Below are 16164 nucleotides of genomic sequence, written 5' to 3' on the forward strand. Positions count from 1 at the left end.
GCTCTCACAACTGCTGCGACAAGCAGGCACGGCGCTCTGCACGATCTCACTGGTCGGCTGCGCGGTTGGTCCTGACTTCGTGAAACCCGACGACAGGCTCGCAGCCGCCCAACTGTCGCCCAGGGCGGACTACACACAGGTTCAGGAAACATCCGCCGCGAACTTCCCGTCTTCATGGTGGACGTTGTTCAACGATGACGTGCTGACGGATCTGCAAGTCCGTGCGCAGGCAGGCAACCTGAACCTGCAGATCGCCTCGGAGCGCATCGAGCAAAGCCGGGCGCAGTTGGGGATTGCCTCCTCGCTGCTGCTGCCCAGCGTGGGCGCTTCGGCGGGCTATTCCCGCGAGGCCCTCAGCGAGCACGGCAAGTTTGCGGCGCTGGGCGCACCGACGAGCGCGAGCGACTTCTGGCAGTTGGGATTCGACGCCAGTTGGGAACTCGACCTATGGGGCCGCGCGCGGCGATCGCGCGAAGGCGCCGCGGCTGCCTTCGAGGCCACGGTATATGAGCGCGAGGCGGCACGGGTGGCCTTGTCCGCCGAGGTGGCCCGCACCTATCTCCAGTTGCGCGGTACGCAAGCGCAACTGGACATCACCCGGCAGAACCTGGAGGTCGCCGATCGCACCCTGCGCCTTGCCGAAAGCCGTGAGCGCAATGGTGTGGCCACACGTTTTGAAACCGCTTCGGCGCACGCGCAACTGGCAACGGTCGAGGCGCTGCTGCCCGAACTGACCCAGCGCCGCAATGCCCTGATGAACGCGCTTGCATTGCTGATGGGAGAGCAGCCGCGCGCCCTCGACGCGCAGTTGCTTGAAGCGATGCCCTTGCCGTCGCTGCCTTCCAAGGTGCCGGTGGGCCTGCCCTCCGAACTGGCGCACAGGCGGCCGGACATACAGCGCGCCGAGGCCCAACTCCACGCTGCGACGGCGGCCATCGGCGTCGCCAAAGCCGATTTCTACCCGCGAATCGGCCTGAAAGGCAGGGTCGGCGTCGAAGCCTTCGAGTTCAACGACCTCGACAGTTGGGATTCCCGGTTCTTCTCCGTCGGCCCGACGGTCTATCTTCCTATCTTCCAGGGCGGGCGTCTGAAGCAGCGCCTTGCGCTGAACGAGGCACGGCAAAGAACAGCCGCCATCGCCTACCGGCAGACGGTACTGCAAGCCTGGCATGAAGTGGACAACGCTCTGGACGCTTGGGCCGCTCAGCAGAACCACCATGCCGAATTGCGGGTCTCGTATGAGCAGAACAAGCAGGCGCTGCATGCTGCCGAGCGCGGCTATCAGGAAGGCGCTGCCGACTACTTGAATGTCCTGGCCGCGCAGCGCGGCGTCCTCGCCAGCCAGACCAGCCTCAATGCCAGCGCCACCAACGCCGCGCTCACCCTGGTCAATCTCTACAAGTCGCTGGGCGGTGGCTGGGACCCTGATGCACTCACATCCGGGCGACAGGCCAGTGGCGATGCACCTCTGACGACCACCACATCGCCGGCCAGCTTGCAATCAAAGGTTGACCAATGAGTGCCGCAGCGTTGCAGCCGACAGAGGCGCCGCCCACACCCGCTGCTGCGGCAGCCCCTCCGAAGCGGGCGATTGCCGGGTTGGTCGGCATCCTCATCGCGGCCATGATGTCGGGACTGAACAACCGCGTGGGCGCACTGGCCCTGGCGGACGTGCGCGGCGCGCTGGGCTTCGGCCTGGACGATGCCTCCTGGCTCACGACCGTCTATAGCGCGGGCGAACTGATCGCCCTGCCTTTCTCGGCATGGTTCGCCATCACCCTCTCGCTGCGCCGATTCGAGCTGTGGATGATCGGTGTATGCACTTTGCTGGCGGTGTGCATTCCCTTCATCCATGACCTCCATCTGCTGCTGGTCATGCGCTTTCTGCAAGGCATCGCCAGCGGCACGATGATTCCCGTGTTGATGATGGCGGCGTTGAAGTTCCTGCCGCCCCACATACGGCTGCACGGAGTGGCGCTGTATGCGCTTACGGCCACTTTCGCGCCGAACCTTTCGATCTGGCTGGCGGGGCAATGGACCGATGGCCTGTTCGATTGGCGCTGGGTGTACTGGCAGATACTTCCGCTCGCGGCCATTGCCGCCTTGTTGATCGGATGGGGCCTGCCGAAAGACCCGATCCAGACAGACCGCTTCCCGCAGGCCAACTGGCCGGGCATGGCTTTCGGCATACCGGCATTTGCCCTGATTACCGTCGCCCTGGATCAGGGCGTGCGGCTGGACTGGTTCAACTCCCCCCTCATCGTCGTCTCATTGGTGGCCGGGCTGACTCTGCTGGGAGCTTATCTGTTGACGGAGTGGTATCACCCGACGCCGTTCATCAAGTTGCAAATGCTCAGCCGCCGCAACTTGGCGTTGGGCTTCACCTTGTTCATCTGCCTCCTGGTCGTGCTGACCTCTAGCATGATGTTGCCGATGACCTTTCTCGGGCCGCTCCAAAGCTACCGACCGCTTCAGATGGCGCCGATCGGACTGATCGTCGCACTGCCCCAACTGATCCTGGGTTCCGTGGTGGCGCTGTTCCTGTACCGGAAATGGGTCGATGCCCGATTCGTGTTCGCGGGCGGCCTATTGCTGATCGCCCTGGCGTGCTTCTTTGGTGCGCAACTGACTTCTGACTGGAACCGCGACCAGTTCGTGCTGACGCAGACGCTGCAAGCCTTCGGCCAGCCCATGGCCGTTGTCTCGCTGCTGTTCCTGTGTACCAGCGTCGTGCACCCCAGCGAAGGCCCGTATGTGTCGGGGAACATCAACACGCTGCGCGCCCTGGGCTCGGTATTCGGCGGCGCGATGGTCGGGCAGCTCGTGACCGTAAGGCAGCGGTTCCACGCGGAAATGCTGCTGGATCACGCCGCGTCCGTAGGCAACTCCGTTCCGCTTGTCCCGGAGCCCGCTCAACTGATGGGAATCATCGGCCAGCAGGCACTGGTGCTGTCGGTCGCGGATGCCTACCGCGTGCTGGGCGTTCTGGCGCTGGTGATGGTCCCCTTCGTATTAAGGCTGACCTACATTCCCGCCCCCGATTTGCAGCCCGCTGCCCCTCATTCCACATCGTCGTCCCAAGGATAGTTCCACCATGGCCATGCCGAAGAAAGCCAAGATCACCAGTGCCCTGCTACTGCTCGCAGTGGCAGTGGGCTGTGTCATTTATCTGAATCGCCCTGAATCCAGCGCATCGACCCAATCCACGGACGACGCCTATGTACAGGCCGACTTCACCCTCGTCGCGCCCCAGGTGTCGGGCGTAATCGGCAAGGTGCTGGTCGAAGAAAACCAGCCAGTGAAGGCTGGCGATCTGATCGCCGCGATCGACGATCGGGATTTCATCGTTGCGGTGGATGCGGCCAAGGCACAAGTCGCCGCTGCCGAGGCCAGCGTCGCGGGGCTCGCCGCGCGTGTGGCGCAGCAGGAAACCGCGATACGTCAGGCGCAGGCGGCCGTCGCGGTGGACGACGCAGAACTCAAATTGGCAGAGGCCAACCAAAAACGCTACCGGAACCTCGCTTCAGACGGATCAGGATCGATCCAGGCACAGCAGCAGGCCGAGGCGCAGTTGGCCATTCGGCTGGCCAGCCGCGACAAGAACCGCGCGGGCCTGCAAGCGGCGCGACAGCAGACGGACATCCTGAAAGCCGATCTTGAAAAGGCCAAGGCTGCACTTTCCCAGGCGCAGGCGGCGCAAGCCGCTGCGGAGTTGAAGCTCTCCTATACCCAAATCACGGCGCCCATCGACGGCGTGATCGGCCAGAAGTCGGTGCGTGTCGGCGCATTCGTGAATGCCGGCAAGCCATTGGTGGCGGTGATCCCGCTCGACGCGGTTTACATCACGGCCAACTTCCGCGAAACGCAATTGGCGCGTGTGCAGCCAGGGCAATCGGTGGACATCAAGGTGGACGCCTTGCCGGGTGCCGTACTGAAGGGGACCGTGGAAAGTCTGGGGCCGGCCAGTGGCGTGAGCTACTCGGCCGTCGCGCCGCACAACGCCACGGGCAACTTCACCAAGATCGTCCAGCGCCTGCCTGTGCGCATTCGCATCGACCCCGACCAGCTTGACGCTGCAAACCTGCGCGTCGGCATGTCCGTGACGCCCGAGATCCACATCGGTGAATAACGTCGTCAGTTCAACATGAGGAGTCACACAAATGAGGCAATACCGTTATCGCGTCACTCTGGAGCAATTGACCGATTCGCACGACGTTCCCAGTGACCGCAAGCCGTTGCAGTTTGAGGCTTGGAATCATGACGACATCATCTCCGTCGTGACTTGGATTCGCGGCAGAGGTGACTTCAGTAGCCAGGATGACGCGGCGGCATTTGCGGTCGGTCTGAAGCTGTTTGGTGAGGCCATTCTGGCAAACAAGGACAACCCGGTTCTGTCTTCATTCCTGCCGAAGCTACATCAATTTGTGAAGGAGCTGAAGGCAGGGTCAAGCGAAAGCCAAAGAAAAGATTGATTCGACTTCTCGGTGCGACACAGTTGGCCAATGTAGTGGAGCGACCGGGCGTTTCCCTGGACAGCATGTACCAGTAGATGAAGCAGTTCGGCGCGCTGGAGGCCCAGCGGGTCGCCCCCCGAAAGATCCGGCGGCTGAAGTCTCAACTGAGGCGCGTTGCCGAAGAGCGTGACATCTAATCGGTATCTTCGGCGAAAGCAAGGCCCCAAAACTACCTCATTGGCATTCACGGGCATCGATTTAACCAGGCACTACTGATGGCTTCCATTGAAAGAACTGCCTATCCTCGATTCAAACGCAATCCGACGGCGCGGGAACTCGAAGCACTCTATACACCGACGGATGACGAGATGCAGTTCGCACGTCTTTTCGCGCGCAAGCCGCAGCCTCGATTCGGTCTTCTCTTGCTGCTCAAGGCTTTCCAGCGCCTGGGCTACTTTCCGGCTTTGGATGAGGTGCCGATAGTAATCGTTCAGCATGTCCGCGCCGCTGCCGACATCGATATCGAGCTTTCGCCTACCTACGCCGAGCCGCGGACCTTGTACCGACATCACCAGGCGATTCGCGAGCGGCTGGGCGTGTCGGCATGGGGCGACGAGGGATTGCGGGTGGCGAGTGAAGCGATGGCCACCGCCGCGGAGGTCATGGATAACCCGGCCGATCTGATCAATGTCGCCATCGAGGAACTGGTACACCAACGCATTGAGCTTCCGGCCTTTAGCACCCTCGATCGGCTCTCACGGCGCATCCGCACTCTGATCAACGGTCGCTTCTTCGAAGTAGTGCTATCGCGCCTCCCCAACGCGGAGCGCGGACAACTCGATGCCTTGTTGGAGGTCGGCGACAGTCCTCAGAAGAAAAGCCTCTTCTTCTCCTTGAAGCAACTGCCCAAACGCTCATCCCTGGAGCATCTGCAGGACTTGCTCGATCACATCGTCAAACTGTCGAATACGGTCGGTGCCGACCACCACCTGGCTGGCATTCCCAACGCCAAGATTAAGCACTTCGCGGCCGAAGCCAAGGCGCTTGACGCCGCTGAGCTGAAGAAATTCACTCCACCCAAGCGCTACGTGCTGGTCCTGAGCTTGATCAACCGCGCCCGCGTCCAGGCTCGCGATGACCTGGCCGACATGTTCATCAAGCGTATGAACCACATCCACCGCCGCGGCAAGGAAGAGCTGGAACGGCTGCGAATCCGCTACCGCCAAAAGACCGAGCATCTGGTGGCGACGCTCTCGGATGTCATCCAGGTACTGGACACCCAGCCGGAGGATGCCGAGGCCGGCCGCTCCATCCGGTCGCTGCTGTCGAACCGAGGCGGCGCACAGGCCCTGCAGGAGGACTGCACCGCCATCAATGCCTTTAGTGGCGACAACTACTACCCGCTGGTCTGGCGCTTCTATCGCAGCCATCGCCCGACCCTGTTCCGCATGGTCCACCTCTTGACGATGACTTCGACCAGCGAGGACCAATCGCTAATGCAAGCCGTCGACGTGCTCCTCACTCACGAAAACCGCAAGGGCGCCTGGATCGACGAAGCCGTGGACTTGTCTTTCACCAACGAGCGCTGGAAGCGCACCGTCCTGGTGAAGACCGACGACGGCGAGCGCATCAGCCGGCCGCACTTCGAGGTCTGTGTGTTTTCCGCGCTGGCGGCCGAAATCAAGTCGGGCGATGTCTCCATCCAGGGCTCCGAAGCCTATGCCGACTACCGAGAGCAACTCCTATCCTGGGAGGAATGTGAGCCGCTGGTCGCGGACTACTGCGCGCAGTTGGGTCTTGCGACCGACGCCGCCGGATTTACCCGCAGCCTGCGCGAGGGTCTGACCGAGACCGCCGCAGCCGTGGATGCCAGCTTCCCTGAAAACAAGTCGCTCGGCATCGACGAGGCGGGCCTGCCGATCCTGAAGCGCGGCGCGCCGCGAGAGCCGAAGGCATCGGCCCGAGCCCTGGAGGCCGCCCTGTTGGAGCGACTTCCGGAGCGCAACGTCATCGATGTGCTCTGCAACGTGGCGCACTGGACGAGCGAGCCCATCCCCGACAGCAAGGACATGTACGACAAGGACGCCAAGCAACCGCCCCACATCCAGGCCAAGAACGCTTACGAAACCTATCGGAAGAAGATTCAAGGCCGCCGGGTCGTAGTCACGATGGAAGAGCCTAACGCCGCGAAGCCCGAGCCCATCACCTTCGAGGTATCGACCGGCGGCGTCTCATGGATCAAGGCAATTTCCGGTGCTCCCGCCGTCCTCGCCTCCAAACCGCCGCGAGCCGGCCTGGAAAGCCGCCCAATCAGGGCTGGGTAATGGGAGATCAGTTTCGAGGCTTCGACGATGCCGAGGACATTCCTGGTAGTGCTCTTGAGTTTCCGCGGTCGCGCGCCCTGTACGAGGCCGTCGGGCTACATCGTGACTATTTGCTAGTCGAAACGTATCGCAAGAAGTCGCCATTGGGCGAGCCGGCCCAGGAGATTCTTGTCGTCGACGTCTCGTGCGATGGTGTCCCGCCTTCCAACTCTGTGGGCATCGACTTCACCGAGCGTCTGGCCCTTTGCGTACCCAAGGACCCTCAAGCGCTGATTGAGGTTCTCGCGCTTCGTCGCGGTTTCCCGCTGTTGATGCACCAAAACTCCATACTTCCGGATGCAGCGCCAAGTTTGTGTCTGTATCAGGAGCCCCCGCGCTCAGTTGCGAGGACCTGGACGGCGCCTTCCTTCTTGAAGCGCATTCAATATTGGCTGGAACACTCGGCGCGCGGAACGCTGCACGCCGCGGATCAGCCAGTCGAGCAACTGTTCTTTGTGTCCCCATTCGAACTCGTTCTGCCCTGGAATTTTGACGCGCTGCGTGACAATCCCAACATGTACTTCTGGGTGGCAAGAGGTTTGGACCGCCCCGGGGGTGGCGTAACGCTTTTCCTTGAAGGGAGTACGACCGCGAAGGCCGAACGGACAGCATCCGTCGTCAATTTGACGCTGCCGAAGGTCGTGCACGGACGAGTCGAAAGCGATTGCGGGACCCTGGGACAGCTTGCCGATGCTCTATCTGCCAAGGGCATCAACCTGCTCGACGAGCTGACCAGTGCGGTTCAGGCTCGTGTCACCCCTGGCATAGAGGCGAGCAAAGACGATCCGCAGACAGTCCTGATGCTGCACGTTCCTGTCTGTCGGGCCGAAGGGGAATATCCATCGAAAGTTGTTCAGCGAGCCTACCTGATCAAGACAGGGATCCTCAAGCTCGGCGAGGCTTTGGGCGCCTTGTATACCTTGAAGCAGCAGGATAACGTCACCCGCTACTACGAAGAACTGAAAACGGGATTTAGCGCTCCACCCGCGAAAGCGGAGTGGCGCGGGCAATCGGTGTTCCCGATGGAAGTCCTACGGTGTGTCGATCGCGCTGCCGCCAGATTCCAGTCGGGCGTCGCGCCAGAAGGCCCCTCAGGAACCCTGGTCGGCGCCGGAGCGTTGGGAAGTGCTCTGCTGGATATGTGGACTCGATCTGGCTGGGGCGAGTGGTCGATCATCGATAACGACCATATCAAACCGCACAACCTGGTTCGCCATCAGGCCGACTCGTCGTTGATCGGCGCTTCCAAGGCAGAAGCCGCGGTGATTCAGGTCGACCGCGTCATGCAAGGGGCAACGAAGGCCAAGGCAATCCACGCGGATGCGTGTGACCTTTCCGAACAGAAGTCAGTCGAGGCGCTGCAGTCCTCGACGCTCGTCGTCGACGCATCCACCACGTTGGACTACCCACGCCTTGCCAGTTCGCGAGACGACGTCGGGCGGCACGTATCGGTCTTCGTAACGCCGAGCGCTAGCGCCGCCGTATTGCTGCTGGAAGATGCGAATCGAAAGCTTCGCCTGAGGACCCTGGAAGCCCAATACTATCGGTCGATGCTCTCGGAAGAGTGGGGGCGAAATCACCTGGACGGGAATCTGGGGTCGTATTGGAGCGGTGCCAGTTGCCGAGACATTTCCTTGGTGATGCCGTACTCCAATATCCTCGGACACGCCGCAACGATTGCTGACCAAGTGCCTCGCTTGTCATTGTCCGCCGAGGCTGCAATTCGTGTTTGGACCAAGGATCCAGTGTCCGGTAGCATCGCGGCTCACTCGATCGAAGTCAGGGACGAGTTGCACTTACCTTTTGACGGGCTAGGCCTTTTCATCGACGCGGGAGTGCGTGACAAGATGTCGGCGTTCCGGAAGAAGCAGTTGCCAAACGAGACCGGCGGCATCCTTCTCGGGTACCACGACTTCAACGTCAACTCGATTGTTGTGGTCGATGCCCTTCCAGCGCCGAGAGATAGCAAGGCGTCTCCAGGAGCTTTCGAGCGCGGGCTTGAAGGTGTCATTGACGCGGTTGTCGACGCTGGCAAGCGTACCGCGGGAATCGTACGGTATATCGGAGAGTGGCACAGTCACCCACGAGGTTACAGTGCAACTCCGAGCGGCGACGACAAGTACCAGTTGGCTTACCTTACCTTGGGCTTGGCCATGGAGGGATTGCCGGCCGTCATGCTCATTATCGGTGACGATGACATGTGCGCACTGCAGGGGCTAGCAGGATGATGCAAAAGTCAGTGAACGAACCGGCAAGTCTGATGTCATAGAGGCGCTCCCGAAACTCAGACCCTGACAACGATGCGCGGCCAACTCGATCCCCAGTCGTCGATGTTCCATTACTTCTCTCCGGAGTCGCGCGTGCCGGCGGATCATCCGCTGCGTCGGGTGAAGAAGCTGGCCGACCGGGCGTTGAGCGCCATCACCGCGGATCTGGACGCGCTGTACTCGAGCGTCGGCCGTCCATCGATTCCGCCGGAGCGGCTGCTCAAGGGGCAATTGCTGATCGCGCTGTACTCGATCCGCTCGGATCGTCAGTTCTGCGAGCAGCTCGACTACAACATTCTCTTCCGCTGGTTTCTCGATATGGGTCTGGAGAGCACGAGCCTCGATCAGTCGAACTTCAGCCGATTGCGCGAGCGTCTGGTCGCCGCCGATGTCGCACGACGCTTCTTCGATGAAGTGGTGAGCCTTGCCCGCCGCGACAATCTCCTGTCCTCCGATCATTTCACTGTCGACGGCACGTTGATCGACGCCTGGGCCTCGTTCAAGAGCTTCAAGCGCAAGGACGGCGAGCAGCCGAAGGATGGCGGCGACGGAACCGGAATGGTCGACTTCAAGGGCGAGAAGCGCTCCAACGCGACACACCAGAGCACGACCGATCCGGACTCGCGACTCATGAGAAAGGGCAACGGCCAGCCGGCGAAGCTGAGTTATGGCGGCCATGTGCTCATGGAGAACCGCAACGGTCTGTGCGTCGACATCCTCGTGACCGACTCGACCCAGGCCGAGCACCGCGCCGCGCGGTCGCTGCTCACTCGCGCCCGTCGTCGCCGCATCCACCCGAAGACGCTCGCGGCCGACAAGGGTTACCACGTGAAGGAATTCGTGGCGAATTTGCGCGAGCACGGGATTCGTCCGCACATCGCACCCATCGATGGCCGCAAGACGCCAGGACTCGATGGCCGAACCACCCGCACCGAGGGTTACCGAATCAGCCAGCGCAAGCGCAAGCGGGTCGAGGAAATCTTCGGTTGGCTCAAGAGCGTCGGTGGCCTGCGCAAGACCCGATTCATCGGCCAGGTACGAACCCAGATGGCGGCCTTCATCTCCGGTGCCGCGTACAACCTGCTGAGGATCGCGAAATTGACCACCCCGGGGCCGGGAGCAGAAGTATGAAGGGGCGGACCGGAATGCGTTCGACTGCGCGGGCGGGCATTCGCTTCGGTCTTCCGAACCGAATTGAAAATTCATCGCTCGCGAGGAAGTCACCATGAAAATCAATCCGAACCGCCCTGCCGACGCTGCGGCGCAAGCTTTTGCATCAACCTGCTAGCTCGATGAATACCTCCCTCGGACCGCCAAGGTGCGCTGGACCTGTTAAGCGGCACTGTAGGCGCGTTTGGACGTAATCACGAAATCGCGGTTTCGCCATTGTGTTAGATCGGGATGAAATATGGAAATAGCAGGTGCGTTCTCGAAGTTGTTCGATCCGTATGAGCGCCAGGCACGCCTCTATCCAGGTCTGCTGGCCGTGGCTCCAGCAGCCGTTGTATTCGTCTGCTTCGCGGCGGCTGGCAACGTTCTCGGCAGAACGATTCTCAGCGTGCTGGTTGCGTGTGGCGTTGCATATGCACTGGGACGCATCGCCCGCAATGCGGGAAAGCGCCTGCAAGAGGAGCTTTTTGCCAAATGGGGCGGGGCGCCAACGACCCAGATAATGCGGCACAGAGATGCCACAATCGACGTGCACACCAAATTCCGCTATCACGAGACGCTTGCCAAATCCATCGGCAAGCCCATGCCGACCCCGAATGCCGAAACGGCTGACCCGCAGGCCGCCGATGAATATTATCGTGCAGCGACTACGTGGCTAATCGGCCGGACGCGCGACACGAAGGCCTTTCCATTGATCTACAAGGAGAACATCGCCTTCGGTTTCCAACGTAACGCCTTGGGCCTTCGGCGCGGCGGCATTGTTGTAGCGGCCCTCTGTTTTGGCGGCACGCTATTGCGCATGATGCTTCTGACCAGTTCCTTGAGTTCAATGACAGATGCCCTGGATAAGGTCGGGGCACCGGAAGTTGTAGCGCTTCTTGTTTCGCTCATGTTCTTGGGGTTCTGGATCTTTTTGGTCAATGAAACCGCATTGAAGCGCACAGCTTTTGCGTATGCTGTACGCCTGTTCGAGGGCTGCGATCACATCGCGCAGCAGAAGACGAGGACAAGTCGCAAGGCTGGTGGCTCGGCGCCAGCGTAGCAAATATCGCACTATCTTCACCGATGAATGGAGGCATGCCGAGGTAGTTGCATCGAATAAGGATGAAGAGCATGACTGATCGAGAGCATTACGCATTACTCGTCGATGGCATATTTGGCATCGGAACAGCTACCTTTAATGCGGCTGATACGCAGTCCAACGATGTGATCGGCGCACTGGGCAAGCCCGGGCAGTTTGTTGAATTCAACGCCAACTTCGAGCAACGGCTTCGCCGACTCGCTGCCTCGTTGCACGCCGATGAAACCCTTCGCAAAGAAATCCTCGCAGCAATTAACAAGATCGTGACTTCCGAGTGGGATGGAGCCTACGCTGAGCTTTGTGCGCTCGATTATTTCTTGGCGGATGTTTCAACAGGGCCGGGGAACGTGGCCTTAGACCGCACCGTGCCAGCGTCGCAGACGCTGGCCTCCGAAATGGGAATGCAGAATGCCAATCACGACATGAGCTTTCCTAGACTCGGCGTTTCGATGGATACAAAGCTTCTTTCTGACAAGATCGGCGGCATCCTCGAAGGAATCTTCAAGGACTTCCGAAACGCCAAGAACATCGAAAAGCTGACGATACTTCCTTCCTATAACGGTGATCAGGACTTCGCCACCTACCAAGCCAATCGTAAGAAGTTGCTGAGTGAACTGATTCATGGCGTGGACGTCAATCTCCGTCCTTCGGCATTTGTTAGCAAGGTCATCTCTGGGTTGTCGTATAAGTTCGGCTGGGATACGGGTGTATTGACGGCAGCGAGTTCTTATTCGCCCTTGGAGCACGCTAAGAACCATCATCGATTGCTGTTCGGGCATGCGAAGAAGTTCTCGAAGGTGGAGCCAACGGTGATCGTCTTCGTTCTCTTTCCTTGGACGGGGGAAAGAGTCTTCCATTTCGATGACTCTAGGAAGCCATTCTTCAAGGAGTTTGGTGACCGTTTCTTCTCCGACTACCTCTCCTCATCCGATTCCGCCAAGAATTTCAACAGCAACATCAAATCGGCGATTTTGGCAGGCGACGTAACAAGACATCTCTCGGGCATCCTCTTTCTGGAGGATGATTCCGTCTTGGCCAAGACTCCAAATGATCTGAACGTCAAAGCGAGTTTCCTCTGGAATCCCAACGCCTTGCATCCGTTGGCTGGTAGTCTGTTGGAGGCCCGTTTGCTGGCACGCGGTGCCTTCGACTTGCAAACGGTCTCTGAGGCAAGTGCGACTTCAAATCACTAGATGCTGATGCAGATCTTTGGAGGCAGTGCGGTCAACTCCAGCTTATCGTTCGAGGTTGGCCGGAATGCGTGTCAACTGGGGCCGTAATCCTCACAATGCCAACTGAAGTCGATTTTATGAATGTCGGTCAGGGAAATATGACCTTGCTTAAACTTGCTAACGGCAAGGTTCATCTCTATGACTGCAATGTGACAAACGACAACGAGAAGGATGTCCTGGGCTATCTGCGTCGCCAGATTGGCCAAGGCACGAAGATCGACGTGTTCATCTGTTCACACCGAGATGCTGACCACATGCGTGGCGTCAAGAAAGTCCATGCCAAACATCCGATTCAACATGTTTGGGATAGCGGCGCCGTTGGCACGACACCAGACTGCACGGAGTACCGCGAATACATGCAGCTTCGCCGTGACGTTGGATTCACCGAGGTAGAGCACAAGACCTACTACGATTACGGCAATACTTGGCTGCGTATCATGAATGCGAAGAACGACAATCTTGCCGACAACGCCAATGCCCAAAGCATTGTCATCAAAGTCGTTCACCGCGATAGCGCTGCCGGCAAAAGCTATTCAAGCGCGCTGCTCACCGGGGATACTGACGCAGTCACCTGGAAGGAAATCCGGAAACACTACGCCGACGCCGATCTCTCGTGTTCAATATTGTTGGCAAGTCATCACGGTTCGATTTCATACTTCGATGATCCAGGTGATGATGAGCATTACTACACGAGCCATATCAGGGCGAAATCGCCTGCCATGACCATTGTTTCTGTTGGCGATAATCCGCATGGACATCCGGACAAGAAGGCGCTAAGTCTCTACGAGAAATACAGTAGTGGCTCCAAGCAGGGAAATAAGGTGTTTCGCACGGACGAGAAGGGCAACATCAGGCTCGTCCTTAACGATGGCGGCGGCTGGGAGCTGACTCCACGACAGTAGGCATTATTAATGCTGCCGTGTAAGCCGTCGGCGGCGTTGCGTTGCGGCCGTTGAACTGCCAAAGTGCCTTTCAATTGTCAGTTCAGCCTAAGTCCTGTTTTTGCACGTATGTCGGCTGGACCCGGACTTCATCCGCGAGCTCTACGTCGACTTCGACAACGATCTGCCCAACGGCGACATTCTGAGCTGGCGCCTGGGCAAGCAGCAGGTGATCTGGGGCCGCACCGACCTGTTCCGCGTGCTCGACGTGATCAACCCGATCGACTTCTCGCGCAACAACATCTACGACGAACTGGAGGACATCCGCATCCCGATGTGGATCGCCAAGGCCGACTGGCGCATGGGCGCCAACGAGGTGTTCGACGACCTCAACCTGTCGTTCGTGTGGAACTTCGACAAGTTCCGCCCGCACAACCTCGGCCAGTGCGGCACGCCGAACTCGGCCCTGGATGCCGGCTGTTTCTTCCGCGGCATGAACAACCTGTGGGAAAACGGCAGCACCGTGGCCAACTTCGCCGGCGGCAACATCGCCACCGACTTCGGCCCCGGCCAGATCGGTATCCGCAAGGCGCACATGCCGTCCTGGAGCCTGTCCAACAGCCAGTTCGGCATCAAGCTGGAAGGCGTCTATGGCGATTTCGGCTTCTCGCTGAACGCCCTGACCTACCGCTCGCAACTGCCCTCGCTGCGTGGCGGCATCCCGGCGCAGAACCCCTTCACCGGTGAAACCGCGGTATGGCCGGCCCTGATCGCCTTCGATATCCATTTCCCGCGGGTCAACCTGATCGGCGGTTCGATGGACTACTACTCGCAAGCGATCGACACGGTGTTCCGCGTCGAAGTCGCGCACACCGAGGGCGAGGAGTTTGCCAACACCCTGCAATCACGGCTGTTCTCCGAGTCCGACGTCACCCGTTACGTGATCGGTGCGGACAAGAACATCTTCATCCCCTTCCTCAACCCCGGCCGCGCCTTCCTCTTCTCCGGCCAGTTGTTCGGCCAGCACATCCGCGAGCACCAGCTTGAGGATCGCCCACTGGGCAAGGCCGGCATGCCGGACTGGGAGCAGAACTGGATCGGCACCCTGCTGGTCAAGGGCTGGTGGATGAACGACCGGCTGAGCCCGCAGGTGCTAGTGGCCCACGACCTCAAGGCCCATGCCACGGCCATCGCGCCGAGCGTGCAGTACCTGTTCAGCGACAACCTGAAGATCATCGCCGGCGCCAACTTCAAGGTCGGCCGTGGTGCTCGCGAGTTCGACGACTGCCGTAGCTGCAACCCCTGGGACCCCTTCACCAGCTTTGGCCTGCCGGAGGGCGTAACCGCCGGTCTGAGCGGCTACGAGCCGCTGGGCCGCTTCCGCGCCGGCCCCATCGGCATGGCGCAGAAGGAAGACGAACTGCAACTGACCCTGCGTTACAGCTTCTGATCAATCACGAGGAATAGCCATGAACAACAAGAAATCCCGGCAGAGCCGCGCCCTGGCGCTGGCCCTGTTGACGCTGGGCGCGACCAGCGGCGTGCACGCCGCCGACGAGGCGGTGATCCAGCAGTCCTTCTACCCCTACCAGAACGACAAGCCGAGCTTCGCCGGTCTGAGCGCCGGCATGACCATCAACAAGGGCAACGTCGCCCAGTTCAAGGAGATTCTCGACCCGGCCTTCTACGGCTTTATCGAGAAAGGTTGGGTGGAGCTGAAGGTCGGCGACACCACCTCCTTCGACCTGCACCCCAACTATGTCGAGGCTACCCGCCAGCACATGGACACGGTCAAACTCGGCGCGAAGCCCGGCGAGATCAGTGGCGCCGTGGCCGGCCGGCCGTTCCCCCAGGAGCCGGACGCGAACGACCCGCGCGCCGGCGAGAAGCTCGCCTGGAACTACAAGTACGGCTACAACTGGGGCGACAGCGCCGCCATCTCGCCGTTCTACTGGAAGTTCCGCGACATGAACACGGGCAAGCTGGAACGCACCATCAAGTTCGACTTCCACTTCCTCAACTTCACCCGCCGGGTCAACCAAGAGCCCACGCCGGCGATCACCCCCAACCCGTCGCAGCTGTTCCGCGGCATCTACGTCAAGGCGCAGGAGCCCTATGACGTGCGCAACACCCAGCTGCTGATCCATCGCGCCGAGGACGACCTCAAGCGCGACAACTCCTGGTTGTACCTGGGCTTCCAGCGCCGCGTGCGGCGCCTGGCCACCGGCCAGGTGACCGATGCCTTCCTCGGCTCCGACTTGATGATCGAGGACTTCGAGGGCTACAACGGGCGTATTTCCGACATGCAGTGGAGCTACAAGGGCACCCGCTTCATGCTGATGCCGTTCTACAACCACAACGACCTGACGCTGGACAGCGAAACGCACAAGGACAGCGACGGTTACCAGGTGGTGGCGTTCGGCGGTCAGGGCGGCTGTTTCCCCAACATCACCTGGCAGCTGCGCAAGGTCTACGAGGTGGAATCGGTGCCGGTGGACGGCAGCCACCCACTGTCCAAGCGCGTGCACTACATGGATGCGCAGACCTTCACCGTGCCGCGCACCGTGTCGTATGACCGCAAGGGCAGCATGTGGAAGACCTTCACCATCGGCCAGGCCCACCCGGACCACCACCTGCCGAAGAACAAGGGCTCCGGCGTGTCGATCGACGACAGCTTCACGATGATCGACATCCAGGCCATGCACTGCACCACGGG

Annotated in this window: 12 protein-coding genes; all 12 read left to right on the forward strand. The window is 60.3% G+C overall.

The genetic code is table 11. The features are described 5' to 3' along the window. Positions 1-79: 79 nt before the first annotated feature. Positions 80-1519, forward strand: a complete 1440-nt coding sequence (locus DBO86_RS11640) for an efflux transporter outer membrane subunit (protein ID WP_425266774.1) — start codon at positions 80-82, stop codon at positions 1517-1519. Next, positions 1516-3087, forward strand: coding sequence for an MFS transporter (locus DBO86_RS11645; protein WP_108232690.1), 1572 nt, complete (start codon positions 1516-1518; stop codon positions 3085-3087). The genes DBO86_RS11640 and DBO86_RS11645 overlap by 4 nt, the downstream gene beginning before the upstream one ends. A 7-nt stretch (positions 3088-3094) precedes the next feature. After that, positions 3095-4129 (forward strand): HlyD family secretion protein, encoded by a 1035-nt coding sequence (locus DBO86_RS11650; protein ID WP_108233744.1) that lies wholly within the window; start codon positions 3095-3097, stop codon positions 4127-4129. 31 nt (positions 4130-4160) lie between these two features. Then, complete coding sequence (locus DBO86_RS11655; protein ID WP_108233745.1) at positions 4161-4472, forward strand: DUF3861 domain-containing protein; 312 nt, start codon at positions 4161-4163, stop codon at positions 4470-4472. Between the two features lie 257 nt (positions 4473-4729). Further along, positions 4730-6778: a DUF4158 domain-containing protein gene (locus DBO86_RS11660; protein ID WP_108233746.1), complete on the forward strand. Its 2049-nt coding sequence runs from the start codon at positions 4730-4732 to the stop codon at positions 6776-6778. Beyond that, positions 6778-9045, forward strand: coding sequence for a ThiF family adenylyltransferase (locus DBO86_RS11665; protein WP_167399124.1), 2268 nt, complete (start codon positions 6778-6780; stop codon positions 9043-9045). Before DBO86_RS11660 ends, DBO86_RS11665 begins: the two co-directional genes overlap by 1 nt. Positions 9046-9117: 72 nt before the next feature. Beyond that, positions 9118-10215 carry an IS5 family transposase gene (locus DBO86_RS11670; RefSeq protein WP_108233748.1) on the forward strand — a complete coding sequence of 366 codons (1098 nt, stop codon included), beginning with the start codon at positions 9118-9120 and terminating at the stop codon, positions 10213-10215. Positions 10216-10492: 277 nt separating this feature from the next. Beyond that, positions 10493-11296: a hypothetical protein gene (locus DBO86_RS11675; RefSeq protein WP_108233749.1), complete on the forward strand. Its 804-nt coding sequence runs from the start codon at positions 10493-10495 to the stop codon at positions 11294-11296. A gap of 71 nt (positions 11297-11367) precedes the next feature. Next, complete coding sequence (locus tag DBO86_RS26245) at positions 11368-12528, forward strand: hypothetical protein (protein WP_208630428.1); 1161 nt, start codon at positions 11368-11370, stop codon at positions 12526-12528. A 116-nt stretch (positions 12529-12644) separates the two neighbouring features. Next, positions 12645-13469, forward strand: coding sequence for a ComEC/Rec2 family competence protein (locus DBO86_RS11685; RefSeq protein WP_146173197.1), 825 nt, complete (start codon positions 12645-12647; stop codon positions 13467-13469). A gap of 100 nt (positions 13470-13569) precedes the next feature. Further along, positions 13570-14898 (forward strand): DUF1302 family protein, encoded by a 1329-nt coding sequence (locus DBO86_RS11690; protein WP_208630430.1) that lies wholly within the window; start codon positions 13570-13572, stop codon positions 14896-14898. 19 nt (positions 14899-14917) lie between these two features. Continuing rightward, a partial coding sequence (locus tag DBO86_RS11695; protein ID WP_108233710.1) for a DUF1329 domain-containing protein occupies positions 14918-16164 on the forward strand: 1247 nt, incomplete at its 3' end.

The sequence above is a fragment of the Ectopseudomonas oleovorans genome (assembly GCF_003052605.1).
Classification (GTDB): domain Bacteria; phylum Pseudomonadota; class Gammaproteobacteria; order Pseudomonadales; family Pseudomonadaceae; genus Aquipseudomonas; species Aquipseudomonas oleovorans_A.

Excerpts from the sequence above, each read along its gene's own strand:
- DBO86_RS11645 (WP_108232690.1), top strand. The coding sequence starts at position 1,516 with ATGAGTGCCGCAGCGTTGCAGCCGACAGAGGCGCCGCCCACACCCGCT.
- DBO86_RS11650 (WP_108233744.1), top strand. The coding sequence starts at position 3,095 with ATGGCCATGCCGAAGAAAGCCAAGATCACCAGTGCCCTGCTACTGCTC.
- DBO86_RS11655 (WP_108233745.1), top strand. The coding sequence starts at position 4,161 with ATGAGGCAATACCGTTATCGCGTCACTCTGGAGCAATTGACCGATTCG.
- DBO86_RS11660 (WP_108233746.1), top strand. The coding sequence starts at position 4,730 with ATGGCTTCCATTGAAAGAACTGCCTATCCTCGATTCAAACGCAATCCG.
- DBO86_RS11665 (WP_167399124.1), top strand. The coding sequence starts at position 6,778 with ATGGGAGATCAGTTTCGAGGCTTCGACGATGCCGAGGACATTCCTGGT.
- DBO86_RS11670 (WP_108233748.1), top strand. The coding sequence starts at position 9,118 with ATGCGCGGCCAACTCGATCCCCAGTCGTCGATGTTCCATTACTTCTCT.
- DBO86_RS11675 (WP_108233749.1), top strand. The coding sequence starts at position 10,493 with ATGGAAATAGCAGGTGCGTTCTCGAAGTTGTTCGATCCGTATGAGCGC.
- DBO86_RS26245 (WP_208630428.1), top strand. The coding sequence starts at position 11,368 with ATGACTGATCGAGAGCATTACGCATTACTCGTCGATGGCATATTTGGC.
- DBO86_RS11685 (WP_146173197.1), top strand. The coding sequence starts at position 12,645 with ATGAATGTCGGTCAGGGAAATATGACCTTGCTTAAACTTGCTAACGGC.